Source organism: Arthrobacter zhaoguopingii, from assembly GCF_009828595.1.
GTDB classification, from domain to species: domain Bacteria; phylum Actinomycetota; class Actinomycetes; order Actinomycetales; family Micrococcaceae; genus Arthrobacter_D; species Arthrobacter_D zhaoguopingii.
In genome coordinates, this window is sequence record NZ_WPNY01000010.1 from 145,673 (window position 1) to 167,951 (window position 22,279).

Sequence of the window (22,279 nt, forward strand, 5' to 3'; positions counted from 1 at the left end):
ATGCAGCAGCCAAGAAAGGTACCACCATGTCCAAAGTAGTGCTCGAACCAGGTGCCCAGATCATCGCCGATGCCACCGCTCAGCCACCGGCTCTGGCCGACCTGGGGGTCGAAGGTGCCCGCAAACTGCTCGATGACCTCCAGGCAGCGCCGGTCGACAAGGTCGAGATCGGCGAGGACAAGTGGATCACCGTCCCGGCCGAAGTCGGAGACGTACAGGTGCGCATCATCAAACCCGTGGGCGCCACCGGGACGCTGCCGGTGATCCTCTACGTCCACGGAGGCGGCTGGATCCTTGGCAACTCCGGCACCCACGACCGTCTTATCCGGGAACTGTGCGCCGGGGCCAACGCCGCCCTGGCCTTCGTGGAATATGACCGCTCCCCCGAGGCCCAGTACCCGAAGGCCATCGAGCAGGCCTACGCCACCGCGCAGTGGATCACGAAGCAGGGCGCCACGGAGGGCCTGGACGGGTCCCGCATGGCCGTTGCCGGTGACTCGGTCGGCGGCAACATGACCGCGGCCCTGACTTTGCTGGCGAAGCAGCGCGGCGACGTGACCTTCGTCCACCAGTCCTTGTACTATCCGGTCACGGACGCCGGCCAGGACACCGAGTCCTACCGCACCTTCGCCGACGGACCGTTCCTGACCGCCAGAAGCATGGCCTGGTTCTGGGACGCCTACCTCCCCGACGTCAGCCGTCGCTCGGAGATCACCGTCTCACCGCTGAGGGCCACGCTCGAGGACCTTCGAGGGCTTCCGCCGGCCCTGCTGCTCGTGGACCAGAACGACCCGCTCCGGGACGAGGGCGAGGCCTACGCGGCGAAACTCGTCGAAGCCGGGGTGCCCACCACCAGCGTCCGCTATAACTTCGTCACCCACGACTTCATGATGCTCAACCCCGAACGCGTCACCCAGGGAACGACCGCCGCCATCGAGCAGGCAATCCGCTCGCTCCAGAAAGCCCTGGGCACCGGAAAGGACTAAAGCAACCCCGTGAGCTGGCGGAGGCAGTGTAGTGACACGTCCCACTTTTATTGACCATTCCGACAATAAAAACTTACGCTGAACCCTCCCCATCCACGACAGACAGAGGTCCTTGGAACCCCAGTCCCCATGCCAGTGACGCGGGCCCCCTTGAACGTAGGAATTGAAAGGCGCACCACCATGGACCAGAAACAGATCAGCGCAGCAGAGCAGATTGCTCTTGCCAAGGAATACTTCAGGAGAGTCGACTCCGGTGACCCTAACCTGCTCGACCTGTTTACCGACGACACCGAGATCTTCTTCCCGAAGTTTGGATTCGCACATGGGAAAGCGGAGATCGTTCCGTTCCTCGTGGGCCTGACGTCGGCCGTGACCTCCTTCGACCACCCGCAGTCCCGCATGACCTTTACCTCCAGCGACAACCGCGTCGTCGTCGAAGGGGCGGAATCCGGGGTGCTCGCCTCCGGTGTGCCTTTCCCTGGTGACGCCCGGAGCAGCGGTCTTTTCTGCAATGTCTTTGAGTTCCGCGGCCCGCTGATCAGCCGTCTGCATGTCTATGCGGACCCGGATCTGGCAGGCCAGCAGCCCGCACTCTTCGCCTGGAACTGAACGACGGCAGCTCGAAGCACATCCGCCCAATTGAGGAGGGAGAATGAGCGGCGTGAAGGAGAGTTCCCCGCCGGCACCCCGTGCGGCGGGGACCGGATCCTGGATTGTTCTCATTGGAGTCGGACTGGTGGGAGGGCTCCTGTCCGGCCTGTTCGCCATCGGGGGCGGAATCATCATGGTGCCGCTGCTGATGGCTCTGGCGAACTTCGACCAGCGCACGGCTGCCGCGACCTCGCTTGCCGCGATCGTGCCGGCATCGGTCGTGGGCTCCACCACCTACCTGCTCGCCGGTGAGATTGACCTCCTCGCGGGGTCCTTCATCGCCATCGGCGGCATCGTCGGAGCACTGCTCGGAAGCGCCCTCCTGCAAAGAATCCCCATTGTGGGGCTGCGCTGGATGTTCATCGTCTTCATCCTCCTTGTCGCAGCACGCATGGTCCTGGTCTCGCCGGTCCGCGGAGAAAGCCTTGAATTCTCCGCGCTGGTCGCCCTGGGCTATGTCGTGCTCGGCCTGGCCATGGGGATACTCTCGGGCCTGTTCGGAATCGGAGGCGGAATCATCGTCGTGCCGGCCCTGATCGGAATTTTCGCCATCAGCGACCTCATCGCCAAAGGCACCTCATTGCTGGTCATGATCCCCACCAGCGCCATCGGCACGGGCGCCAACTGGCGGGCCGGAACCGTCGACGTTGGCGCCGGCCTGATCGTTGGGGTGGCCGCGACGGCCGCTTCCATACCCAGTGCCGCACTCGCGCTGGCCCTGCCGGCGCGGCTGTCCGGCATTCTCTTCGGCCTGCTGCTCCTCGTCGTCGCCGCCCAGCTCGCCGTCCGCGCCATCAGGACAACCCGCAGCGCGCACCTCCCCAGCGAGATTGCCACCTAAGGGACGGGAGGGAACGTCATCGCGACCGCATGTCACTTCCATTTTTGACCATATAGACAAAAACAATCTACGATGAGATGTCCGCGTCGTATCAAAGGAACAGAGGCCCGCCATGGGACAGCTTGAAAACAAAACCGCATTGATCACCGGAGGGACAACGGGCATCGGCTTCGCAACCGCCCAGCGCTTCGTCGAGGAGGGAGCGCAGGTCTTCATCACCGGTCGCCGCGAGCCGGAACTAAATGCCGCGGTCGCCGCATTGGGAGATCGGGCGTCAGGAATCAGGGGCGATGTCTCGGATCTCGACGATCTCGACCGCATCTTCTCTGTTGTGGCATCCGCAGGGAAGGACCTTGATGTCCTGTTCGTGAACGCCGGCGGCGGAGGGTTTGCAACTCTCGAGCAGCTGACCCCGGAGGCGTTCGACCAGACCTTCGGCGTCAACGTGCGCGGAACAGTCTTCACGGTGCAGAAGGCACTGCCCATGCTCGCGGATCACGCCTCCGTCATCATTACGGGATCGAACGCGTCGAGTAAGGGGAACCCTGCGTTCGGCGTCTACGCTGCGACGAAAGCCGCTTTGCGTTCGTTCACGCGCACGTGGGCGGCCGAGCTCGCCGGCCGCCACATCCGGGTCAACACGATTGCCCCCGGGCCCACCGACACCCCCGGCCTGAGCGGACTCGCTCCCGACCCGAGCCAGGCACAGGGCATGCTCGACACAATGGCCGGAAACGTTCCACTCGGACGCCTCGCTCGGCCGGCCGAAATCGCCAACGCCGTGCTGTTCCTCGCCTCTGATCAGGCAAGCTACGTCACCGGCACCGAACTGTTCGCAGACGGCGGGGAAACGCAGGTCTGAATATTCCAGCAGGGCTCGGGCCGGCCTGCTATTCGATTGACCCGCCACTGGCGCGCCGAAAGAATATCGGCCATGGTGTGCGGGTTGATCGCCCTGACCTTCAGTTCACCCCTGGCTGCGCGACGGCATCGGCGTGGTCGACCCCGGGGCAAGGAGTTCTGCGTGGCGGAGTGACGGTCTCCAGGTCGGGCCGGGACCCACGCTTCGGATTTGCCCTCCGTTTGAGATCCACAGAGAGATCCGACTACGCGTTCATCGTGTTTCGGCATCACAGGGCCTGGTCCAGCTGCGAGACTTTCACGTGGGATGTCCGCGTTGGTAAGGTCGGCGCAGCTGTTATCACCTGTGTCATCGGGCTTACGGTCAGTGATGCCGCACTTGGTGCCCCTGCGGGCGGGAGTAATTTCTGGATGGGGAATTGAGGGATGCCGACTATGAGCGACACAAGCGGATTTTCGAGCGCCGAGCGCGACGCCATGAAACAGCGAGCTGCCGAACTAAAGGCGATGAAGGGAGTGAAGGGCGCTGCCAAGCGCGCAAAAGAGTACGAGGACTGCCTCTCAGCGATTGGGGGCCTCGAGGGCGCCGATCGGCAGATCGCGGAACGACTGCACATCATCGTGTCGGAGGAAGCCCCTGACCTCCACCCCAAGACCTGGTATGGGTTTCCGTCCTATGCCAGGGACGACAAGGTCATCGTGTTCTACCAACCGGCTGCCAAGTTCAAATCCCGGTACGGGTCAATTGGCTTCAATGACGACGCCGCACTCGATGACGGTGAGTTTTGGCCCACCGCGTTCGCGGTGCTGGAGATCACCGAAGCAGCTGAAAAGAAACTCCGAACTCTAATCAGGAAGGCCGCCGGCTGACCTTCTCCTGGGCAAACCTTCGACCTCGAAGCAGCACATCAAGGAGACAGCTCCTCAGGGGTCGGAAGTTTTCGTGAACGGTCGCTGACATCCGTACGGCCCACGAAGGAGAGTGATCATGAGTCGTATCCTCATCACCGGCTCAGCGGACGGACTGGGGCGCCTCACCGCCGAAGCCCTGCACACCCAGGGGCACGACGTCATCGTGCACGCCCGAAACGCCGACCGCGCAGCGCACCTGCGACCTCTCACCGACCAGGGTGCCGGCATCGTCATCGGAGACTTCGCCGACCGCGACGCCGTACGTCACATCGCCGCCGAACTGGCCGACCAGGCACCTCTGGACGCCGTGATCCACAACGTCGGCGTTTGGAGCGGGCGAAATGTCATGCCCGTCAATATCATTGCCCCGTACCTCTTGACGGCCCTTCTTCCGCTCCCGGAACGGCTGGTCTACCTCAGCAGCGGGTCCCACTTCGGCGGCCGAGCGCGGGTGGACAGCGTCGACTGGCAGGGCAAGGGGGTCGGCTCCTACGGTGACAGCAAGCACTACCTCACCACTCTCGCCGCGGCGATGGCGCGCCTGTTCCCGGATATTCTGTCCAACTCCGTCGACCCCGGCTGGGTACCCACCCGGATGGGCGGAGCCGGTGCACCGGACAGCCTGGAACTAGGCCACCGCACGCAGGAGTGGCTCGCCACCAGCGAGGACCCTGAAGCGCACACCAGCGGTGGCTACTGGTACCACCAGCACCGACGAGAGCCTCACCCCTCCACCGATGACACGGCTTTCCAGGACAGGCTCCTCTCGGCCCTCGCCGACGAGACCGGTGAACGCCTCCCCCGGCGCTGAACCAGTTGCCGAGGAAACGCTCCGCCAACTCTCCGACGTCAGCGCATAGTGGGCAAGCTCTCCCGGAGGCCCGGGGTGAGCGTAGGCCGAGCCTGGACATCCAAGGATCGATCCCCCTCGCCGCCGGTTCCTACAGCGGGAGCACAGCCGATGTGACCCCCGCAAGCAGGAGTCCCACCCCGACCAGTGCCAGCATGCCGGCTCCCCGGTGGGGACGGTGCAGTTGCCACCGGTCGGGGTCGGAGGCCGCATAGAACACGGTGAGGTCCCGGTCACCGTCGTCCGGCACCTGACCCAACCAGGGTGCCTCATGCACGGTGTTGAACCGGTCGTGCCATCGAAGGACCACATCGGGTGCGGTTCCGGCGAGGACGGCGGTGGTTCTCATCATGGAGCCGTTGAGCAGCCGGATCAGGAGGGCCGCGAGGACGAGCCCCACGCCGAGGGCGCAGGCCCCTGAACTGATCAGTTCCAGGGCGATCAGCCCTTCCTGCCCGGTCCCGGGGGATTGCACGGACAACGCGCTATCGGGGGCGGGTGAGGCTTCCACGTCCGCTCCTTCTCCTGAGGCGAATGCCGGGGCGTCTTCATCGTAACCTCGCGGGGCCGTGAACCTCCCCACGCATCCGAACGGCACACGGCCCCGCTGCCTTGCCCGCCTCTCTACCGATCCTCGGATGTGGTGGAACTGCTGATCTCAACGCAGCAGGGGACGGCGACCAACGGTCTGCGTGGCGATTTCGTATCGCTGGCCCTGGTTCTCAAGGCCCACCGAGCGTTTCCGCCACCGGCCCGGAACACCAGCGCCGGCCGGAACCGGCCGGACCAGCCCGCCCAAGACGACTCCGAACGACTCCAGGCAGGTCATGCGCCCACGTGCGAAAATGATGAAGCGGTCGGCACGCGTCGACCGGATCGGAGTCGAATGATGCAGCGACCTCATCAGGTGGTGGTCCTCGTGCTCGACGGGGCGCTCCCGCTGGACGTAGGGATCCCGGCGGAGGTGTTCCATCCCGAGTCGGGGTTCCCCTACGAGGTGTCGGCCTGCGGGGTCACCGCCGGAACGGTGCCGTCCCACGGGGGCTTCGGCTACGCGGTCCCGCGGGGTCTGGACGCACTGGCCGACGCGGACACGATCATCGTCCCGGGGTACGCTCCGGCGGGGCGGCCGATACCGGTGGAGGTGTGCGAAGCGCTCCGGAGCGCAGCGTCCCGCGGGGTACGCGTCGCGTCGATCTGCTACGGTGCATTCGCCCTCGCCGATGCCGGCCTTCTCGACGGCCTGCGGGCGACGACGCACTGGGACGCGGCGGAAAAGCTCGCGGAGCGGCATCCGCAGATCACGGTCGAGCCGAACGTGCTCTTCGTCGACGAGGGCTCCATCCTCACCTCGGCCGGAGCCGCCGCCGGTCTCGACCTGTGCCTGCACATCGTTCGGCGCGACCTCGGCGTGAGCGCGGCGAACGAGATCGCACGAGGACTCGTCACCGCCCCCTACCGGACCGGGGGCCAGGCCCAGTACCTGCCGAAGACCAACTCGGCAGGTACTGGCGAAACCCTCGCCGCGACCCGCGAATGGGCCATGACGCGGCTCGACCAGCAGCTTACGATCGCCGGACTCGCCGCACACGCGCGGATGTCACCCCGTACGTTCCTGCGCCGCTTCGCCGAAGAGACCGGCACCACCCCGGTGCAGTGGATCCTTCGGGTGCGGGTCGACACCGCCCGCGAACTCCTGGAGAGCACGAGGCTGTCGGTCGACCGCATCGCGCACCAGGTCGGACTGGGAACCGGATCGAACCTCCGACTGCATTTCCGACGGCTCCTGGATGTGTCCCCCTCGGAGTACCGCGCGACCTTCTCCGGGCGGAGCTGACCACCGCGGTCATCGCCGAGTGCCCGGCGCCTCCCGCTACGAGATGCGAGGGGGCAGCGCGACGGTGTCGCCTGCCACGTCGATCGCGACCTTGCCGCGGAGTGCGTACGACCGCCTGTCCTCCAGGAGCGCGTGAGCCTCGCCCATCCGGGCGAGCGGAAGAATCGCGCCAAGGACCGGCTTCACGAGGCCGCGCTCGACCAGGGTGGTGAGTGCGTCCAGCTTGCCGCGGTTCTGACGGGTGAAGACGAAATGGTAGGCGGCGTTTTTGCCCCACGCCTCGATGAGGTTCTGCGGTTGCGCGATGTCGACGATGCTGACGACGCGTCCGAAGTCGGCGAGTATCAGCGGGCTTTTCGTGAGGGTGTCGCCGCCGATCGTGTCGAAGACGACGTCGACCCCCTTGCCCCGCGTCAGCTCGGCCGCGGCATCCACGTAGTCCGTCGAGGTGTAGTCGATGACCGCATCCGCTCCGAGGGAGCGTACGAACTCATGGTCGCTGGCTTTCGCGGTAGTGATCACCCGTGCGCCCATGGCCTTCGCTACCTGGATCGCGATCGTGCCGACACCGCCCGTGCCGCCGTGAATGAGGATCGTCTCCCCCACGGTGAGCTGAGCCCGCGTCACCAGGGCCTCCCACACGGTCCCGCCGACGAGCGTCAGACTTGCCGCCTCCAGGTGGGTCAGGTTCTCCGGCTTCCGGCCGACGAGGTCGACGTCGGCGACATGCTGCTCGGCGTAGGAGCCGGGGCCGCCGAAGATCTGGGGCGTGTAGTAGACCTCGTCGCCGACACCGAACTCGGTGACGTGGGAGCCGACTTCCTCGATCACGCCGGAGATGTCGTGTCCGGTGATTGCAGGGAGGGGGACGTAGTCCGCGTAGTCTCCGCGTCGCACCTGGTAATCGAGGGGATTGAGGGCGGTCGCATGGACGCGCACCCGCACCTGGCGGGGTTCAACCTTCGGTACGGGGACGTCGTGCAGCTCGAAAGCATCGGGGCCTCCGAAACGGGTGAGCACAACGGCCTTCATCTGATCAGTCATAGCGGTGTTCCTCATCGTCGTTCTGGGTTTGCTACGCGCCGGAACGGGCGGTGCTCTCTCAGTTTCGCGCACACGTTCTACACCCTCCAGTGGCAACAATGCCAATATCCGCAAGGATAGTGACACGCCTGCCGCGCAGTGCCGGGCCATGCTCCCTCCGCCGCCGCCCGGGCATCACCGATATAGAACCAGCTGGAACGGACCATCCGGACCCGTCCCGACACCGAACCTCACCTAAGGGACCCCGGGGGCAGCACACAGGTTCGATCGATGAGACTCGTCAGGGAGGCCGCCATCAGTACTTTGACGGACACACGTATCCGGTGGCTGGACAGCTGCCGTGGGGTTGCCATCCTGCTGGTTATCGTGCTCCATGCGGGCGAGGCCCTTCGAATAACCGTCGGCCCGACTCCGGGCGTCGACCAGTTCAACCTCTTCCTCGAGCCGTTCCGCATGCCCGTACTCATGTTCCTGTCCGGGATCATGCTGCCGCAGTCGATGGCCAGGACCGGGAGGAAGTACTTCATCGGCAAGGTCTCCAAAGTGGCCTGGCCGTACGTTCTCTGGTCGCTGATCATTCTCGCTGCGAGCGGCGACCTCGGCCCTGCGGCGGTGACCCAGGTCTTCTACAGTTCGCCGACCTACCTCTGGTACCTCTGGTTCATCCTCGTCTTTTACGCCCTTGCCTATCCGCTGCGGCGCGTCCCACCGCTGCTGATCGCCGGCACCTCATTGGGCATATCGTTCATGCTCAGCGACGGCAGCCGCCCGGAGACCATGGCCTTTCTCTTGGCGTTTTTCTTCTACGGGGCCTGGTCTGCCCGGCATCCGCGGGAGATCGCGGGAATCATCGGGAAGCCATGGGTCCTGGCTGGTGGCGGTGCGTGCGCGGTGACTGTTGGCGTATTGAACGTGGCGGGTTGGGAGGTGCTGTACCAGGGAGAGTTCGCGTGGGGCGTGGCGGGGGCGCTCGTGATCGTGTGCAGGTTCTTCCCCCGACTCCCCGCCGGACGGGTGACCGCCGTACTCGAATTCGTCGGACGCTACTCGATCGTGTTCTACGTCGCCCATCTTGGACCGATCATGATCACCCTCGCCCTGGCCGACGCGATCGGCTCTACCGGGGCATGGTACGTTCTGCCGCTGTTGCTGCTGGTTGGCATCGGCGTCCCGCTCGGGCTCGCCTGGCTCTACTCAACCCGCGAGCACGTCTCAGTGACTCTGTTGTTCGAACTGCCCGCGCTGCAGCGACGCGATGGCAAACGAACGAGCGATGGGCAACGAGCAAGGAGCCTCTGAGTTAGTGCAGGAGCCGCCCGATTAAGCGGCGTGGCAATACCGCTGCAGTTTACAGGTCCCGGATCGCGAGAGCCATGGCGCAAGCCTCGGGCGGAGGCTAGAGTTGGGAACCGGTCCGGTATCACTTCGATGGGACCGCAGCGGAGAGGGGAGGTGTTTTTTGATGACTGTCATTGCCGTGTGCCCCCGGCGCCGTGAAACCATCAAAACAACCACCCCCGCCTCCAGCTTCCGTACCGCATAGGGCACCGCCCGCGGAACGCCACACCACCTTGGGCTTTTGCCCGGAAGTGGCCGGTGCCAGGGGACCTTTCCCGAGGTATTCCAGTGAAAAATTTCTCAGGCAACGGCCTGGACAGTCCTGCTGCACCCAATTCCGTTCGCACCGGCCCAACCCTTTACGGCTACAGCGCCGTCGTCGCACAGTACTTCGACGAAAATCGGCTCCCTGTCTGTAGCGCGGACAATCCCTGCGAACCTGGCCGTGTGGTGCGGGTTGACCGCAGCCTGGTCCTGGTGGCCGTGGGCATGGAGCTCCTGCACCTCCCCTACCCGCTTGATGCCGGCGTGCCGGTCACTGGCGACTGGGTTTGGATAGGACCCAACCGCGCGGGTGATCGCCAGATCCTCGGCGTGCTGCCCCGGCGTTCGGAGCTCAGCCGGAAGCGCGCCTTCGAGGACTCCTCCGCCGCCCAGGTCCTGGCTGCCAACATGGACGTGATCGGCGTGGTGGTTCCGGTTGACCGCCCGCTCACGCACAACCGTCTCGAACGGACGCTCGTCGCCGCCTGGGATTCAGGCGCCGTTCCCCTGGTGATTGTCACCAAAGCGGACCTTGAGCAGGCGGCGGATGACGTCGTCGGGCAGGTCATCCTGCAGGCGGCAGGTGTCGACGTCGTCACCACCTCCGCAGAGAACGGGGACGGGATCGAGGACCTGTTGGCACATCTCCCGCCGCGCAGCACGCTTGTCCTCCTGGGGCCCTCCGGCGCAGGTAAATCCACACTGATCAACGCCCTGGTTGGCCACAACGTGCAGCACACAGGTGAAGTCCGCTCCGGCGACTTCAGGGGCAAGCACACCACCACCTCCCGGGAGCTTGTACCGCTGGCCGACGGCACTGTCCTCATGGACACTCCCGGCGTCCGCGGATTCGGGCTGTTCGACGCCGACGACGGGATGGAGCAGATGTTCGGGGATGTGGACGAACTCGCCGGCCTTTGCCGGTTTTCCGATTGCGCCCATCAACAGGAACCCGGCTGCGCCGTGCAGGCCGCCCTCGCTGACGGCACACTGGAGGACCGCCGCTGGAACAACTACCTGAAACTCCAACGCGAAATGGCCGCCCTGGCCCGCCGCAGGGATGCCGCAGCCAGCCGGGCGTACCAGCGTGAGTGGCACCAAAAAGTCGTCGGAGGAGGGAGATCCCAGCGTTCTGCAGAGCGCGCCAAATCAGAGCGGGAGGAGGAGCAGCGGTCAAAGCGGAAGCGGCGCTGAGCCCTCGAGCCGCTCGGCCGGCCCGCGGGCAGCACGTGGGCGGCCTGGGCGAGCCGGTCGTCCACGTAGACCTCGAAGCGTTCCCGCTCCTTAACACAGAAGACTTGCACGCACCTACTGCTGGCAGTCGCAGTCATGGATCCATAGAGTAGTTGCATGCGCATACACATAGGATGGATCGACCGATGATCGCCACGAGGAGCCGGATGTCGCACAGTCTCGGCGACTGCGTCTCCGAGCGGAAGCCACACCTCAGCCCCGGCTTCCGCTCAAAGGACCGAGCCCTTCGCCGAGGTGACCGGATAGGAACAATGCCAAGCGAAACCCGATCTCAGCAGGAGAAGTCGGGCCCGTGCGGGTTCGGTTGCGGTAGGCGGCCACTGCATTGTGACGCTGAGTGCGTACGCTTTATGGAGTCTTCGTGAACGGGCCAGCGGTTTCATCGTTGGTTTCCCTGGGTACCGGTCGGGCTCGGATGGTTCTGTTGGCCACTGTTCTGGCCAGCGGGCTGGCCCAGCTGGGTGGCTCGGTGGTCAATGTGGCGCTGCCCGACATCGGCGTCGACCTCGGCGCCGACCTGACCGCACTGCAGTGGATCGTCAATGCCTACATGCTCTCGCTCTCGGCGTTCCTGCTCCTGGGGGGCAGTCTGGGTGACCGGTACGGGCGGCGGCGGGTCTTCGTGATCGGTGTCATCCTGTTCGCGATGACCTCTGTTGCCTGCGCAGTGGCCCCGGATGTCAGCGCCTTGATCGCCTTTCGGGCTGCTCAGGGCGTTGCGGCCGCCCTGATGGTTCCCGGGTCGCTGGCGATCATCGAGGCCGTCTTCGTTCCAACGGATCGCAGTGCGGCAGTGGGTACCTGGTCGGGTCTCGGCGGGGTCGCCGCCGCGGTCGGGCCGGTGCTCGGCGGTTTCCTGGTCCAGGCCGGGCCCGACGGGTGGCGAACCACCTTCCTCCTTAACCTTCCCCTGGCGGCGGCGGTGTTGCTCGCGGCCCGACGCATTCCCGAGACCCGCGATGAGGATGCGCGGGGACTCCCTGACCTCACCGGCGCCGTGCTTGCCGCAGCCGGGTTGGGCTCGTTGATGTTCGGCCTCACCCAAGGCGCGGGCGGAGGCTGGGCGCCTGGCGCCTTGATCGCTGTCGCAATCGGCATTGCCCTTCTGGCTGGCTTCTTGATCAACGAGGCACGGGTGCGCTATCCGCTGATGCCGTTGTCGTTGTTCGCGTCGGGCGTCTTTCGGGCGGCGAACGCCGTCACCTTCGTCGTCTACGCCGCCCTCGGCGGTGCCCTGTTCCTTTTGCCCCTGCAGCTGCAGCTCGTCGCAGGGTTCTCACCGGTCATCAGCGGCGCAGCACTGCTCCCGGTCACCGTACTGATGCTGCTGTTCTCGGCTCGGGCCGGGCGGCTGGCCCAACGGATCGGCCCGCGATGGCCCATGACCATTGGGCCGGTCCTGGCTGGCCTCGGCCTGATCCTTCTCGGCAGGATTGGGGGCGAAGCTTCGCTGGTCGCCGACGTGCTGCCGGCGGTCCTGGTCTTCGGGGCCGGGCTAAGCATCGCTGTCGCACCCTTGACCGCGACAGCGCTCGCCGCGGCTCCGCCGCAGCAGGTTGGCGTGGCCTCGGCAGTGAACAACGACATCGCCCGCGTCGCCGGCCTCCTCGCCGTGGCACTGCTTCCCAGCCTGGTTGGCATCGACCAGGCGGCCTACGCCTCCCCCGAGGCGTTCAGCGAGGGATTCGGCCGCGCGACCCTGGCCGCTGGCCTCCTGTGCGCCGCTGGTGGGCTGCTGAGCGCGGTGACGTTGCGCGATCACTCTCTCGCCGGTGCATGCGAGGAGGCTGCCCAGGCCGGTGCGGCTACCCACACGCCGGACTTGATCCCCGTTCGACATGATCGTTGAGCCGGAAAGGCCTGGTCGACAGGGCACGGCGCTTGAGGGAGTTCAGTTTGCGTCGTAACGAGCGAGGACTCGCTGCCACAAATCGCCGAGCCCGGTGAGCTCATCGGGCTCCAATTGATCCAGAAAGAGCTCTCGTACCCGAGCCGCGTGTGCCGCCGATGCCTCACTCCACAGGGCGCGGCCCTGTGGGGTAATCGTGACCATGACACTGCGTCGGTCACCGGTCTCGCACGTTTCGCGGGTGACCAGGCCGCGGGACCGCAGCCGCTCGACCAGGCGCGAGAGTCCGCTCTGGGACAAGGTGAGGTAGGAGCGCTCGGCCAGCCGGGACATCGGTAGGTTGCCCTCAGGACTGGTCGCAAGCTTCAGGAGCACCTCGTACTCCACCAACCGCAGCTGCAGGCTCGACTCGAGGGCGAGGCTCAGCTCGGTTGTAATCCGCGCGTTCAGCTTCAGGAAGCCTCCCCACGCGCGCAGCTCTTCGTCGGTGAAGTAGGTAGGAGGTGTCGGCACTCCCCAATCATCTCATTCACATGCTGTTCGTCTCGATCATTCCCTTAATCCACAACTATAGTTGCATGCGCACTCATATAGGTGGCACGCTGGAGTCCCCCGAGAGGCATATGCGTCGACCACAGCGTCGCTGCAGACTCACAGCTCATCTCAATCACGGAGACTCACCATGACAAGCGAAATGATCCGCAATCCCCGAACCGACCACCTTCTGACGCCCGAAAACGCGGCCCTTGTCGTCATTGACTATCAGCCGGCACAGATCTCCTCGATCCGTTCGATGCCGCGTGAGGAGTTGATCTTCAACATTGTGAGCACCACTAAGGCGGCGCTCAACTACAACCTTCCGATCATTCACTCCACCGCCAACGTCGGGACGGGCCTCAACAAGCCGCCGATCCAGGAGTTGCAGGACATTGTCGGGGACCTGCCGACCTATGACAGGACTAACGTCAACGCCTGGGAGGATGTCGAGTTCAAGCAGGCGGTTAAGGCACTCGGTCGCCCCAAACTCATCATGACCGCGCTCTGGACCGAGGTGTGCCTGACCTTTCCCGCGTTGGACGCTCTCCAGGAAGGCTACGAGGTCTACGTCCCCGTAGACGCCGTGGGTGGCACATCGGTCGCTGCCCACGAGGCCGCGCTCCGCCGTGTCGAGCAGGCGGGCGCTAAGCTGATCAGCCGCGTCGGATTGTATTGCGAACTTCAGCGCGACTGGTCCCGGAAGGAGACAGTGCCTGGATTCATGGACGTCTTCGAAAGCTACGACGGATTCAACCCCGAGAAGGCGAGGGAGTCGGCCACAGCCTGACCGGCGAGCACTGTGAGTAAATTGGAGCCCGGAACAGCTCAGCGACCACCTTGCCGGGGCTTTTAGTGACCGGCAAGAAGCACCGACCTTCACCGAAGTCATACACCTATACCGCCACTCCCCCATGAAGTAGAGAGAAGGCCTGAACCGGGCTTCGCGAGGGAAAGGAGGCACCTCGCCCCAGAGCAACAACCGCCCCGCCCCCTCCCGAGGCCTCCTCGGACAGGCCTACCCCGCATTGACAGGGTACGGGGCCGTCTGGCGCAGAACGATCATCGGATCCGCCACGTTCGTTCAGCAGACCGAGACTTTGTCCCTAGCGAAGCGGCAGCGCAAGGACGGTATACAGCGCCAGTGCCCCCAGCAGGGTGACTGCGGCGGCGGTGGCCCCGACCGCGGCGGGGTCGGCCCGGGTCGTTCCTTTGCCGATGGCGTCAACGCTGCGGTGGTGACGCCGTGCCTGGCTGGCCGCTACGGCCGTTGCCGCGCAGGCGGCCAGGACCACCATAATGACGGGGAACCACCCGTACCGAGGGAACCAGCGCAGGAAAAGCAGCCCGGCGGCGACCAGCGCCAACATCGTCCGGTTCCACGCCAGCGTGGTCCGCTCCGGCTGCAACCCGGCATCCCTGTGGAGCCGGGGAATGTGTGCAGGTCCGCCGGTGCGCCCTCTCACACCGGCCGGACCAGGACGAAGATGACAACAATGCCCGCTGCCACGGCCGCGCCTGCGGCGAGTACAGGGACCAGGATGGGCAGGGGCAGCGGGCCTCTGCACCGCATGGCACGCTCGATCCCCAACCATCGGAAACCCGCGGCAGAAGCGAGCATCATCGCCAGCACCAGCAGAAGAACCGCCAGCGTCCTGCGGATCCCGACGGGAAACATGCCTGACGTGAAAGCCTCCACGGCGATCCCGCCGGCCAGGAAAGCGAGGGCGGTCCTGATCCAGGCAAGGAAAGTTCGCTCATTGGCGAGGGTGAACCTGGGATCAGGTTCCTCGCCGCCGCCCAGAATCCTCGCCGCGAACCGTCCCCGGGGCACCTGCGTCCGGGCCTCCGATCCCTCTGCAGAATCGGAGGCTTTACCCGCGGATGACATCACCCGCCTATCCTAAGGGCAATGCAACGGTCACCGGCCCGGCCGGGCGCCGCTCCGCTCCTTGACCACATTGCCATGGTCCTTCGTCCCCCGCAGTTGCCAACCGGTCAGGCCGGACGTCAAGACCCTCGGAACGCTCTTTCCCGGCGGCCCGGACCCAGCGCCTGCGCCATTCGCTCCCCTCGTCGCCTACCCCAACTGAAAGGTCCTCACCATGAATCCCCCGTCAGCACCACAGGCACCCCCTGCACGGCAGGCACCTCCTGTCGGCGGCTCCCCACAGACCCCTTGGGAGAGGCCCCTTGGCCGGGCAGCACTGACTGCTCTTCAGATCCTGCTGCTGCTGGTCCTGTTCACCGTTTCCGTCTACGCGCTCATCCAGGTGCGACTGGTTGTCATACCGTTACTCCTGGCGCTCATCCTCGCCTCCGCCATCGGTCCGTTCGTGCTGTGGCTTCGGCGCAAGGGGTGGTCCAGCTCACTGGCGACAGCTCTCGCCTTCGGTGCGCTGCTCATCCTGATCGGAGGCCTGATCACCGGTGTCGTGTTCGCGGTGGTCGCCGAGACCGACGCGCTGGTCTCGAGCGCCGTCGAAGGAGTGGACCAGCTGATCGACTTCGTGCAGGACGGGCCTCTACCCGTCGACGACCGGCAACTGCAGGTGGCCCGTGAAGCAGCCCTCGACTTCGCCACCAGCACCACCGCCGGAACGACCGCACTGGCGGGGCTCAGCGCCGCCACGAGCTTCCTCACCGGAACCCTCCTGCTGGTGGTCATCCTCTTCTTCTTCCTGAAAGACGGCGAAAAGATCTGGGCCTTCCTGCTCCGGGCCTTCAAGGGCGTCCGTCTCGTGAACGCCCGACGAGTCGGAGACCAAACCGTCGCAGTGCTGGGCGGCTACGTGCGCGGAACGGCAATCGTCGCGGCCGTCGACGCATTCTTCATCGGACTCGCCCTGGTCCTTCTTGACGTAGCCCTGGCCCTGCCACTCGCCGCTGTTGTCTTCATTGGCGCCTTTATCCCGCTGGTAGGGGCGACGCTGGCAGGGGCGCTGGCGACCCTCGTCGCGCTCGTCACCAACGGGCCCGTCACCGCCCTGATCGTCCTCGGCGTCGTCGTCCTGGTGAACCAGCTCGAGGGGAACTTCCTTCAACCCGTAGTGATGGGGCACACCCTCAACGTGCACCCACTTGTCATCCTCGTCGCACTTACCGCCGGAACTATCCTGGCCGGAGTTGTCGGAGCCATCCTTTCCGTGCCCCTCACCGCGGTCGCATGGGCCGGGCTCAAAGCCTGGAACGCGGAACCGGATGACGACATCAGTGCTGAGCAGATCACCGAAGCCGAGACCTACACCCTCATGGACGAACAGGGCCGCGGCCCGAGCACCCTGCCGGAGGACCACGACGGGAATCACGAGGCTGAATCCTCACCCCCTTCAGTGGACCCCTCGCGGCTGGCAGCGCGCCCCCCACTCACTTCGCGGCAGGACGTAACCGATTCAAACGGGGACGACGGCAGCTGACCGCTGAGGAATCCTCCTCGCCGGGCCGCGGCGCCCACCCAGCCCGGACGTGCGCGGCACCGCGCGCTGAATCCACCAAGTCGGTCCCAAACGGCAACGATGTCGGTTCAGCATCCCGGGAATCCACTCCGTCATAATCGACCTCCTGACCTTCCCGGCCCCCGAGCGGATACAGTCGTTCCTGCACCCGTTGCTGCACCGAAGCGCTGACCCCACGCTTCCGCTCCCGGAGGCTTTCGACACCGGAGTGAGTCATCGGCCCTGGACAAGGAGGTCGCAGTGCCCTACCTCGCCGTGGCCGTGCGCGCCACCGTCCTGCTGGTCGCTTTGGCGGCGCTGTATTTCCGGGCGGACTGTGCGTTCCTGACCTACACCTGCCGCCCCGGACAGGTATTCAGCTATTTCACGATCCACAGCACCATGCTGTTCGTGCTCACACTGGGCATGTCGCTCGCGCGCCGGGGAGCCGAGCAGGAGTGGCTGACAGCCGTCCGCGCCCTGGCGGCGTCCTACCTGATGGTCTCCGGGCTTACCTTCGGCATGATGGTCCTCAACGCCGACCTGGTCGGGCATGTGTTCCGGGTATCGATCCCTTCGAGGGTGATGCACTTCATGCTTCCCGTGTATGCCGTGCTGGATCTCCTGCTGGTTCCGGGAAGACACCGGCTGCGATGGAGAACCGGGTGGGCATCCCTGGTGTTCCCCCTCCTGTGGGGAGCTTACATCCTGGTGCTGGGGCGGGTCTCGGGCTGGTACCCCTACTTCTTCCTGGACCCGCAGCAGGTGGGCGGATACCGGGCCGTAGCAGTCTACGCAGCCGTGCTGGCGGTATTGATCGTTATGACATCATTTGCGGTGATCGGCCTGACTCGACTGGTGACCCCGGCCGGCCCGAAGCCCTAACCCGGGGCCTGCACAAGCTTCGCCGTAGGCAATCAGGAGCAGGTGGTGGTCAGCCAATCCCGGATACCCTCAACCGCTGCCTCATACCGGCTCTGGTCGAATTCAGCCTCCGGTCCCCCGCCGTCTTCCCCTGCCTTGGCCTGCGCGAATTCCTCGACGACCTCACGGGCGGCAGCATAGGAATCTCGGACTCCCTCGGGCGCCCTTAAAGCCCGGTCCACGATTGTGGTGCCGATGCCGCTGATATCTCCGGAGTCCTCCGCCAACTGCACGTTAGTGGGCACCAGGGACAGGGCAAGCACGTCATCGGTCACAGCGGTGCAGGCCTCCTCCCGATCCTCATAAGCTCCCCACCCCGGGGTGGCCGGATCCGACCCCGGCCCGGACGCCCCGCCCGGCACCGGGGTCGGTGATACCGGGGCGGCAGTAGCCGGCGTCGAAGACGCCATGGTCGGGTCTGGCAGGTCCCCGGGCGGTTCCCCGGGTCCTTGGGCGCATGCCGCGAGGACGACCACAGCAAGGCCCGCCGCCGCGCGACTCCACAAAACGCGGAACCTCCCGGCCCCACCGCCTGCCTGCCCACCCATCAGAACCCTTCCGTCCTTTAACCAACGATTCTGTCACCAGCCGGGCGGAGCCGCCCCAAAGCATACGAAAGTATCACCCCGCATGGATGGGTGCGGCGCTTCTCTGCAGGACGAAACAAATGCATCGGACCGGACTCGTTGCAATCCAACCCGCCATCGGTTGCCGGTCGTGGCCAGCCCGAGCCGACGAGCATGGGTCAGGACCCCGTTCTCCTTCGTTCCATGCCCCAGCCGGCGGTCGACGCATTCAGGAGTGGTCCCGGTAGCACCGCGGGCACCGCGGCGAGCGGAATGAAAAGCATCGGCCGCCCTCCGCGTCACCCCGGCGTGAACGGGAGGCTTGATTGCTTTTTCGTGGCGGACGCATCGGTCTTCTTCATATGGGTTTGTGTGGGCTCTGCCCGCAGGGGGCACGCAGTATGCTCAGGAGCACGACAATCCTCGAGGAAAGGCAACAATGAACGGCGACAGCAAACTCGACCCGAGCGAGGATTTTCCTGCGGATCTGGACGGCCTTCCGGCCGACGAGGTGAGTGTGCTCAACAGCAAAGTGCACCGCCAGATGGACGCCGAGTATGTCGAGGACGGATCGCTCGACCCGGAAACCGAAGGGCGAAATGAAGAGTTGCGACGGGAGCTCGACGACCGGGATGAGAAATCCGGAGAGGCCGAACGACGCCAGGACCGCGGCGAGCATAAAGCCTGAGTGAACCAGGAGACCGACCAAGCAGCTGCGCCGGAGCGTGCCGAGAATCGGACAGTAAAATCGCGACAGCTCACTCAAGGGAGAGTCCCGTCGGCGCAGTCCTTCCTCAGCCGTTGATCTGGGCGTTGCACTGCTGCCGCGGAACACCACGTCCTTACCTCCCGCAGATAAGGTGGGTAACCCCGGTTTCAGCGCCAGCGATGCGCGAACCGGGGTCACCCAGCACCGAGGAGCCGCGGCATCGGTCCCCGGTCGGATGAGGCGGATTCCGGGGATAATGGGTTGATGGTAGATAACAGCGCGGAAGCCCCCGGGCACGGTCAGGGGGACCTGAGCAGTGCGTCTTTGGAGGACATCGCTGAGCAGATGAGCGACCTCGCGCGTTCCCTGCAAGCCGAAAAAGATGAAGAATCGATCCTCCGGCACATGGTGAAGGCAGCCATCGACCTCGTGCCTGGTGCGGAGGAGGCCTCCATCACCGTCGTCACCGGGCGGGAGGCCGTGCAGTCCCACGCCCCTTCGGATGACCTTCCCGAACGGGTCGATGCGCTCCAGGCCGAAACCGGCCAGGGACCCTGCCTGTCTGCGGTGTTCGAACACCGCACCGTCGGTGTCCCCGACATGGCCACCGAAGACCGCTGGCCCCGCTTCGCCCCGGGCGCCGCGGCACTCGGTGCGGCGAGCATGCTCGCTTTCCAGCTGTTCGTCGAAGGTGACAACCTCGGTGCGCTGAACCTTTACAGCCGCAGTGCCCACGCGTTCGGTACGGATTCCGAGGAGATCGGGCTGCTGGTCGCCGCACACGCCGCAGTGGCGTTCGCGGAGAGCCAGAAAATGGCCCAGATGCACGATGCTCTGGCCAGCCGGGACCTCATCGGGCAGGCCAAAGGCATCCTGATGGAACGCTACAAAATCACCGCAGCGCAGGCCTTCATCCTGCTCGGACACTCCAGTTCACGCTCGAATATCAAGCTCGTCAAAATTGCCGAACATCTCACCGGCACCGGCGAACTGCCCCGCCAGGCCGGATAGGTACCGAAACCGCTAGGTTGGCGTGCACCCCGTCACGCCCACCCGATGCCCCGGCGGTGCCCATCTTCCCACGCCAGCTGCGTGCTTGACGGGTCGCTGTAGCGCACCTGCGCCCTCATGTTGGGCGTTGGCGCCTGTGGAGAGGTGGCCGGAGACGCTTGAGGAATTCCGCACCGGATCGGCCCTCACGTCCAGATGGTTGCGTTGTGGCAACACCCGGTGGCTGTACCGCAGTATGGGGCACCGGCGGTGAGATCAGGTGGGCAGAGTCCCGGAGGCCTGGATTCGGGCTGGATGCAGGTCGCTGAGCAGATAGTTGCCGGTGGCGTCCTCACCCTCGGGCCCGCCACGCAGCTTGAGCACCTCAGAGGGTGACAGGTCCGTGAGTTCGGCGATCAGTTCGGGGTCCTCACCATGGCGCAGGGCCGTGGCGACGGCCTCCTGAAGAGTCAGCACCGTGTGGTCCAGTTCGAATTCGGCCGCCTCCCTGTAGGCGGCGGCGACCTTCAGGCGGTTCAAATCTTCAGCGCTCACAGGACACCTGACTCTAACGGTTGACAGCGGAGCACCGGCCACGGGCCAGGCGCAGTGGGACCGGTCCCGTCGGACCGGAAACTTGCGCAACGGTCTTGGAAGACTTCTCCCGAAGCGGTATTCGTCGCCGCCGGCGGCATGGATGGAACAGCGGGCTGGTTTTTTCCCGAGCTTCTTCCCGCAGCACGGCACCGTCGGCGAATGAACGCCGGCTCAGAAGCCGGAGGTTTTATCGGGGGCGTGCGCCGGGCTCTCGAGTTGTGATTGGAGGCCACTCAGGACGATGGTGATGCCCTGGTCGAGTTCGACTTCGCCGTCGTAGTCCAGCAACTGGGAGCCGAGGCGTCGCAGGTAAGGGAAGTCCTGTTCGGGCAGACGGTGCAGGCCCAGCCGCAGCCCGGTGTCGTCCTCGTCGGGATTGACGACGAACTCCTCGAGCTCATTGATCACGTGTCCGAGAAGGAAACCGTAGTAGGCACGGTAGGCATGGAGGGCACCGGAGGGTCCAAAGCCGGCCCGGGTGAAAACAGCGAGGAGCTGCTCCAGGGGACGCAACGCCCCCAGCGGCCGCAGCCCCAGAGGAGTGGACAACGGGCGAGTCACCAGGAGCGGCACAACGTGGGGGTGCTCCAGCACCAGGGAGCGAAAACGGTGGGCGGCCCTTCGCAGCTGATCCTGCCAGGCCGCATCTGTGTCTTCGGCCTCAGAGATCACCCATTGATCCAGCAGCAGCTCGGTCAAACCATCCAGCAACGCGTCCCGGTTGGCCGCGTACCGGTAGAGCGCCATCGGGTCTCTGTCGAGCTTGTGCCCGAGCCGGCGCATCGACAGGGCCTCCAGACCCTCCACATCGACCAGCTCGAGCGCAGCCTGCAGCACGATTCGGCTGTTCAACGGGCTTCGCCGCTTTCCCCCGACGCCCGCTCCCGGAACGGGAGCACCTCTAGGCGCGTCGTCCGGGACAGGGCCGTCGTGCCGGTTCACTGAAACCATCATCATCCACCATCTAGTAAGCCGACTTGCTATCTTACAATCTACACCGTAGAGTCTACGGTGTAGAGCAACGCTGTGGAGCAGACCGCGGCCTCCGCGCTCCCTACCCCGATACGTGATCCCGCCCAATCCGGGCCAAAGGATCCGTCACCGGTCTCACCCTTCACACTTCCAAAAGGAGATTTACCATGTCGAACAACAACAACGGTTACAGCCACCCCGCCGACACCCACAACGGCAACCTGGCGGTCGCTGACCGCCGCTCGACCGAGACGAAGGCTTCGACGAAGACCACCGAGTTCTTCGCCTACATCGCCATCGTGCTCGCCACCGCCCTCACCGCACTGGTGGTAGGCGACGGCGGAGAAGGCGAAGACGTGTTCAACGCCCTCGACGCCATGAAGCTCATCACCTTCCTGACCATCGGTTACATGGTCTCCCGCGGCCTGGCCAAGTCCGGCAGCCGCGAGCACTACACCAACTCCTAAGCTCCACCGTGAGGTGTTCCCCCTGCACAGGCCCCGGCCCGCGCAGGGGGAACACCGCTTTCACCGGGCGCCGGTTCCACGCCCGGGCAGATGTATGTCGAGAAACTTCCTGAGGATCAGCCCATGAGTGAAACCATCGCAGTACCGGTAAAGCGCAAAGTCCGGATCGCCAAGCCCAATGACGTGGTTGCGTCGTATTCGGTTCTGCTGAAGCAGGTCCGGAAGGAGGGGCTGCTGACCCGGCGCCGGCGCTTTTATGTCTCGGTGTTCGCCCTGCTCACCCTGGCCATGGGGGCGGCCTGGACCGGGTTCGCCCTGCTCGGGGACACCTGGTTCCAGCTGCTGATCGCCGCGGCCCTGGGCGTGGTCCTGACCCAGACCGCGTTCCTGGCCCACGAG

General features: G+C 65.3%; 24 protein-coding genes and 1 pseudogene. 17 read left to right on the forward strand and 8 right to left on the reverse strand.

The genetic code is table 11. From position 1 onward, the window contains the following. Positions 1–26 precede the first annotated feature (26 nt). The 6 genes from GVV86_RS13785 to GVV86_RS13810 all read left to right on the forward strand — a co-directional run bounded on the left by GVV86_RS13785 (position 27) and on the right by GVV86_RS13810 (position 5,062). Positions 27–986 carry an alpha/beta hydrolase gene (locus tag GVV86_RS13785; RefSeq protein ID WP_159616248.1) on the forward strand — a complete coding sequence of 320 codons (960 nt, stop codon included), beginning with the start codon at positions 27–29 and terminating at the stop codon, positions 984–986. Positions 987–1,166: 180 nt separating this feature from the next. Further along, a complete protein-coding gene (locus tag GVV86_RS13790; RefSeq protein WP_159616246.1) occupies positions 1,167–1,595 on the forward strand; it encodes a nuclear transport factor 2 family protein in 429 nt (142 codons plus the stop codon). Between the two features lie 43 nt (positions 1,596–1,638). After that, on the forward strand, positions 1,639–2,478 hold the full coding sequence (locus GVV86_RS13795; RefSeq protein ID WP_159616244.1) for a sulfite exporter TauE/SafE family protein: 840 nt from the start codon (positions 1,639–1,641) through the stop codon (positions 2,476–2,478). A 112-nt stretch (positions 2,479–2,590) separates the two neighbouring features. Continuing rightward, entirely contained in the window at positions 2,591–3,340 is a 750-nt protein-coding gene (locus tag GVV86_RS13800; protein WP_159616242.1) for an SDR family NAD(P)-dependent oxidoreductase, read from the forward strand. Between the two features lie 434 nt (positions 3,341–3,774). Then, positions 3,775–4,209, forward strand: a complete 435-nt coding sequence (locus GVV86_RS13805; RefSeq protein ID WP_159616240.1) for a hypothetical protein — start codon at positions 3,775–3,777, stop codon at positions 4,207–4,209. Positions 4,210–4,327: 118 nt separating this feature from the next. Continuing rightward, positions 4,328–5,062 (forward strand): SDR family NAD(P)-dependent oxidoreductase, encoded by a 735-nt coding sequence (locus tag GVV86_RS13810; protein ID WP_159803092.1) that lies wholly within the window; start codon positions 4,328–4,330, stop codon positions 5,060–5,062. 130 nt (positions 5,063–5,192) lie between these two features. On the opposite strand, the gene GVV86_RS13815 is transcribed toward GVV86_RS13810, so the two are convergent. Then, positions 5,193–5,612 carry a hypothetical protein gene (locus tag GVV86_RS13815; RefSeq protein WP_159616236.1) on the reverse strand — a complete coding sequence of 140 codons (420 nt, stop codon included), beginning with the start codon at positions 5,610–5,612 and terminating at the stop codon, positions 5,193–5,195. Positions 5,613–5,987: 375 nt separating this feature from the next. Between GVV86_RS13815 and GVV86_RS13820 the strand changes: the two genes are divergently transcribed. Continuing rightward, positions 5,988–6,938 carry a helix-turn-helix domain-containing protein gene (locus tag GVV86_RS13820; protein ID WP_159803093.1) on the forward strand — a complete coding sequence of 317 codons (951 nt, stop codon included), beginning with the start codon at positions 5,988–5,990 and terminating at the stop codon, positions 6,936–6,938. Positions 6,939–6,974: 36 nt separating this feature from the next. Here GVV86_RS13820 and GVV86_RS13825 read toward each other — a convergent pair whose 3' ends face one another. After that, positions 6,975–7,982: a zinc-dependent alcohol dehydrogenase family protein gene (locus tag GVV86_RS13825; RefSeq protein WP_159803094.1), complete on the reverse strand. Its 1,008-nt coding sequence runs from the start codon at positions 7,980–7,982 to the stop codon at positions 6,975–6,977. A gap of 270 nt (positions 7,983–8,252) precedes the next feature. Between GVV86_RS13825 and GVV86_RS13830 the strand changes: the two genes are divergently transcribed. The 3 genes from GVV86_RS13830 (at position 8,253) to GVV86_RS13840 (ending at position 12,687) form a co-directional block, all read left to right on the forward strand. Then, complete coding sequence (locus GVV86_RS13830) at positions 8,253–9,281, forward strand: acyltransferase family protein (protein WP_159803095.1); 1,029 nt, start codon at positions 8,253–8,255, stop codon at positions 9,279–9,281. Between the two features lie 327 nt (positions 9,282–9,608). After that, entirely contained in the window at positions 9,609–10,778 is a 1,170-nt protein-coding gene (gene rsgA, locus GVV86_RS13835; RefSeq protein WP_201291455.1) for a ribosome small subunit-dependent GTPase A, read from the forward strand. Positions 10,779–11,253: 475 nt separating this feature from the next. Continuing rightward, the gene (locus tag GVV86_RS13840) at positions 11,254–12,687 is read left to right on the forward strand and encodes an MFS transporter (RefSeq protein WP_159803096.1); all 1,434 of its coding nucleotides are present in this window, start codon (positions 11,254–11,256) and stop codon (positions 12,685–12,687) included. 42 nt (positions 12,688–12,729) lie between these two features. Here the strand turns inward: GVV86_RS13840 and GVV86_RS13845 are convergent, their stop codons facing one another. Continuing rightward, positions 12,730–13,200, reverse strand: a complete 471-nt coding sequence (locus GVV86_RS13845) for a MarR family winged helix-turn-helix transcriptional regulator (RefSeq protein ID WP_159803097.1) — start codon at positions 13,198–13,200, stop codon at positions 12,730–12,732. Between the two features lie 169 nt (positions 13,201–13,369). Between GVV86_RS13845 and GVV86_RS13850 the strand changes: the two genes are divergently transcribed. Continuing rightward, positions 13,370–14,011: a hydrolase gene (locus GVV86_RS13850; RefSeq protein WP_159803098.1), complete on the forward strand. Its 642-nt coding sequence runs from the start codon at positions 13,370–13,372 to the stop codon at positions 14,009–14,011. Positions 14,012–14,327: 316 nt separating this feature from the next. Here GVV86_RS13850 and GVV86_RS13855 read toward each other — a convergent pair whose 3' ends face one another. Together GVV86_RS13855 and GVV86_RS13860 are read right to left on the reverse strand one after the other, a co-directional pair. Then, positions 14,328–14,630, reverse strand: coding sequence for a DUF202 domain-containing protein (locus tag GVV86_RS13855; RefSeq protein ID WP_246199607.1), 303 nt, complete (start codon positions 14,628–14,630; stop codon positions 14,328–14,330). A gap of 53 nt (positions 14,631–14,683) precedes the next feature. Next, complete coding sequence (locus tag GVV86_RS13860; protein WP_159803106.1) at positions 14,684–15,112, reverse strand: YidH family protein; 429 nt, start codon at positions 15,110–15,112, stop codon at positions 14,684–14,686. Positions 15,113–15,326: 214 nt separating this feature from the next. Between GVV86_RS13860 and GVV86_RS13865 the strand changes: the two genes are divergently transcribed. Both GVV86_RS13865 and GVV86_RS13870 read left to right on the forward strand, forming a co-directional pair. Then, complete coding sequence (locus GVV86_RS13865; RefSeq protein ID WP_159803099.1) at positions 15,327–16,637, forward strand: AI-2E family transporter; 1,311 nt, start codon at positions 15,327–15,329, stop codon at positions 16,635–16,637. Between the two features lie 279 nt (positions 16,638–16,916). Beyond that, on the forward strand, positions 16,917–17,540 hold the full coding sequence (locus GVV86_RS13870) for a Pr6Pr family membrane protein (RefSeq protein WP_159616228.1): 624 nt from the start codon (positions 16,917–16,919) through the stop codon (positions 17,538–17,540). Positions 17,541–17,572: 32 nt separating this feature from the next. Here GVV86_RS13870 and GVV86_RS13875 read toward each other — a convergent pair whose 3' ends face one another. After that, positions 17,573–17,854: a hypothetical protein gene (locus tag GVV86_RS13875; RefSeq protein WP_159803100.1), complete on the reverse strand. Its 282-nt coding sequence runs from the start codon at positions 17,852–17,854 to the stop codon at positions 17,573–17,575. A 730-nt stretch (positions 17,855–18,584) separates the two neighbouring features. Between GVV86_RS13875 and GVV86_RS13880 the strand changes: the two genes are divergently transcribed. Both GVV86_RS13880 and GVV86_RS13885 read left to right on the forward strand, forming a co-directional pair. Beyond that, positions 18,585–18,833 (forward strand): hypothetical protein, encoded by a 249-nt coding sequence (locus GVV86_RS13880; RefSeq protein WP_159616224.1) that lies wholly within the window; start codon positions 18,585–18,587, stop codon positions 18,831–18,833. Between the two features lie 285 nt (positions 18,834–19,118). Then, positions 19,119–19,865, forward strand: a complete 747-nt coding sequence (locus tag GVV86_RS13885) for a GAF and ANTAR domain-containing protein (RefSeq protein ID WP_246669990.1) — start codon at positions 19,119–19,121, stop codon at positions 19,863–19,865. A gap of 255 nt (positions 19,866–20,120) precedes the next feature. Here GVV86_RS13885 and GVV86_RS13890 read toward each other — a convergent pair whose 3' ends face one another. Then, the gene (locus tag GVV86_RS13890) at positions 20,121–20,399 is read right to left on the reverse strand and encodes a hypothetical protein (protein ID WP_159803101.1); all 279 of its coding nucleotides are present in this window, start codon (positions 20,397–20,399) and stop codon (positions 20,121–20,123) included. 213 nt (positions 20,400–20,612) lie between these two features. Then, positions 20,613–21,278: a TetR/AcrR family transcriptional regulator C-terminal domain-containing protein gene (locus tag GVV86_RS13895; protein WP_343206294.1), complete on the reverse strand. Its 666-nt coding sequence runs from the start codon at positions 21,276–21,278 to the stop codon at positions 20,613–20,615. 302 nt (positions 21,279–21,580) lie between these two features. On the opposite strand from GVV86_RS13895, the gene GVV86_RS13900 reads away from it, so the two are divergent. Together GVV86_RS13900 and GVV86_RS13905 are read left to right on the forward strand one after the other, a co-directional pair. After that, the gene (locus GVV86_RS13900) at positions 21,581–21,880 is read left to right on the forward strand and encodes a hypothetical protein (protein ID WP_159803102.1); all 300 of its coding nucleotides are present in this window, start codon (positions 21,581–21,583) and stop codon (positions 21,878–21,880) included. Positions 21,881–22,003: 123 nt separating this feature from the next. Beyond that, positions 22,004–22,279 (forward strand): annotated as a pseudogene (locus GVV86_RS13905) (acyl-CoA desaturase); the annotation flags it as partial.

What these genes read in the sequence shown, in the direction of transcription:
- GVV86_RS13800 (WP_159616242.1), top strand. Translation starts at nt 2,591, where the DNA reads ATGGGACAGCTTGAAAACAAAACCGCATTGATCACCGGAGGGACAACG.
- GVV86_RS13825 (WP_159803094.1), bottom strand. Translation starts at nt 7,982, where the DNA reads ATGACTGATCAGATGAAGGCCGTTGTGCTCACCCGTTTCGGAGGCCCC.
- GVV86_RS13830 (WP_159803095.1), top strand. Translation starts at nt 8,253, where the DNA reads ATGAGACTCGTCAGGGAGGCCGCCATCAGTACTTTGACGGACACACGT.
- GVV86_RS13820 (WP_159803093.1), top strand. Translation starts at nt 5,988, where the DNA reads ATGATGCAGCGACCTCATCAGGTGGTGGTCCTCGTGCTCGACGGGGCG.
- GVV86_RS13885 (WP_246669990.1), top strand. Translation starts at nt 19,119, where the DNA reads ATGGTAGATAACAGCGCGGAAGCCCCCGGGCACGGTCAGGGGGACCTG.
- GVV86_RS13865 (WP_159803099.1), top strand. Translation starts at nt 15,327, where the DNA reads ATGAATCCCCCGTCAGCACCACAGGCACCCCCTGCACGGCAGGCACCT.
- GVV86_RS13860 (WP_159803106.1), bottom strand. Translation starts at nt 15,112, where the DNA reads ATGTCATCCGCGGGTAAAGCCTCCGATTCTGCAGAGGGATCGGAGGCC.
- GVV86_RS13900 (WP_159803102.1), top strand. Translation starts at nt 21,581, where the DNA reads ATGTCGAACAACAACAACGGTTACAGCCACCCCGCCGACACCCACAAC.
- GVV86_RS13840 (WP_159803096.1), top strand. Translation starts at nt 11,254, where the DNA reads ATGGTTCTGTTGGCCACTGTTCTGGCCAGCGGGCTGGCCCAGCTGGGT.
- GVV86_RS13790 (WP_159616246.1), top strand. Translation starts at nt 1,167, where the DNA reads ATGGACCAGAAACAGATCAGCGCAGCAGAGCAGATTGCTCTTGCCAAG.
- GVV86_RS13850 (WP_159803098.1), top strand. Translation starts at nt 13,370, where the DNA reads ATGACAAGCGAAATGATCCGCAATCCCCGAACCGACCACCTTCTGACG.
- GVV86_RS13810 (WP_159803092.1), top strand. Translation starts at nt 4,328, where the DNA reads ATGAGTCGTATCCTCATCACCGGCTCAGCGGACGGACTGGGGCGCCTC.
- GVV86_RS13795 (WP_159616244.1), top strand. Translation starts at nt 1,639, where the DNA reads ATGAGCGGCGTGAAGGAGAGTTCCCCGCCGGCACCCCGTGCGGCGGGG.
- GVV86_RS13785 (WP_159616248.1), top strand. Translation starts at nt 27, where the DNA reads ATGTCCAAAGTAGTGCTCGAACCAGGTGCCCAGATCATCGCCGATGCC.
- GVV86_RS13805 (WP_159616240.1), top strand. Translation starts at nt 3,775, where the DNA reads ATGAGCGACACAAGCGGATTTTCGAGCGCCGAGCGCGACGCCATGAAA.
- GVV86_RS13880 (WP_159616224.1), top strand. Translation starts at nt 18,585, where the DNA reads ATGAACGGCGACAGCAAACTCGACCCGAGCGAGGATTTTCCTGCGGAT.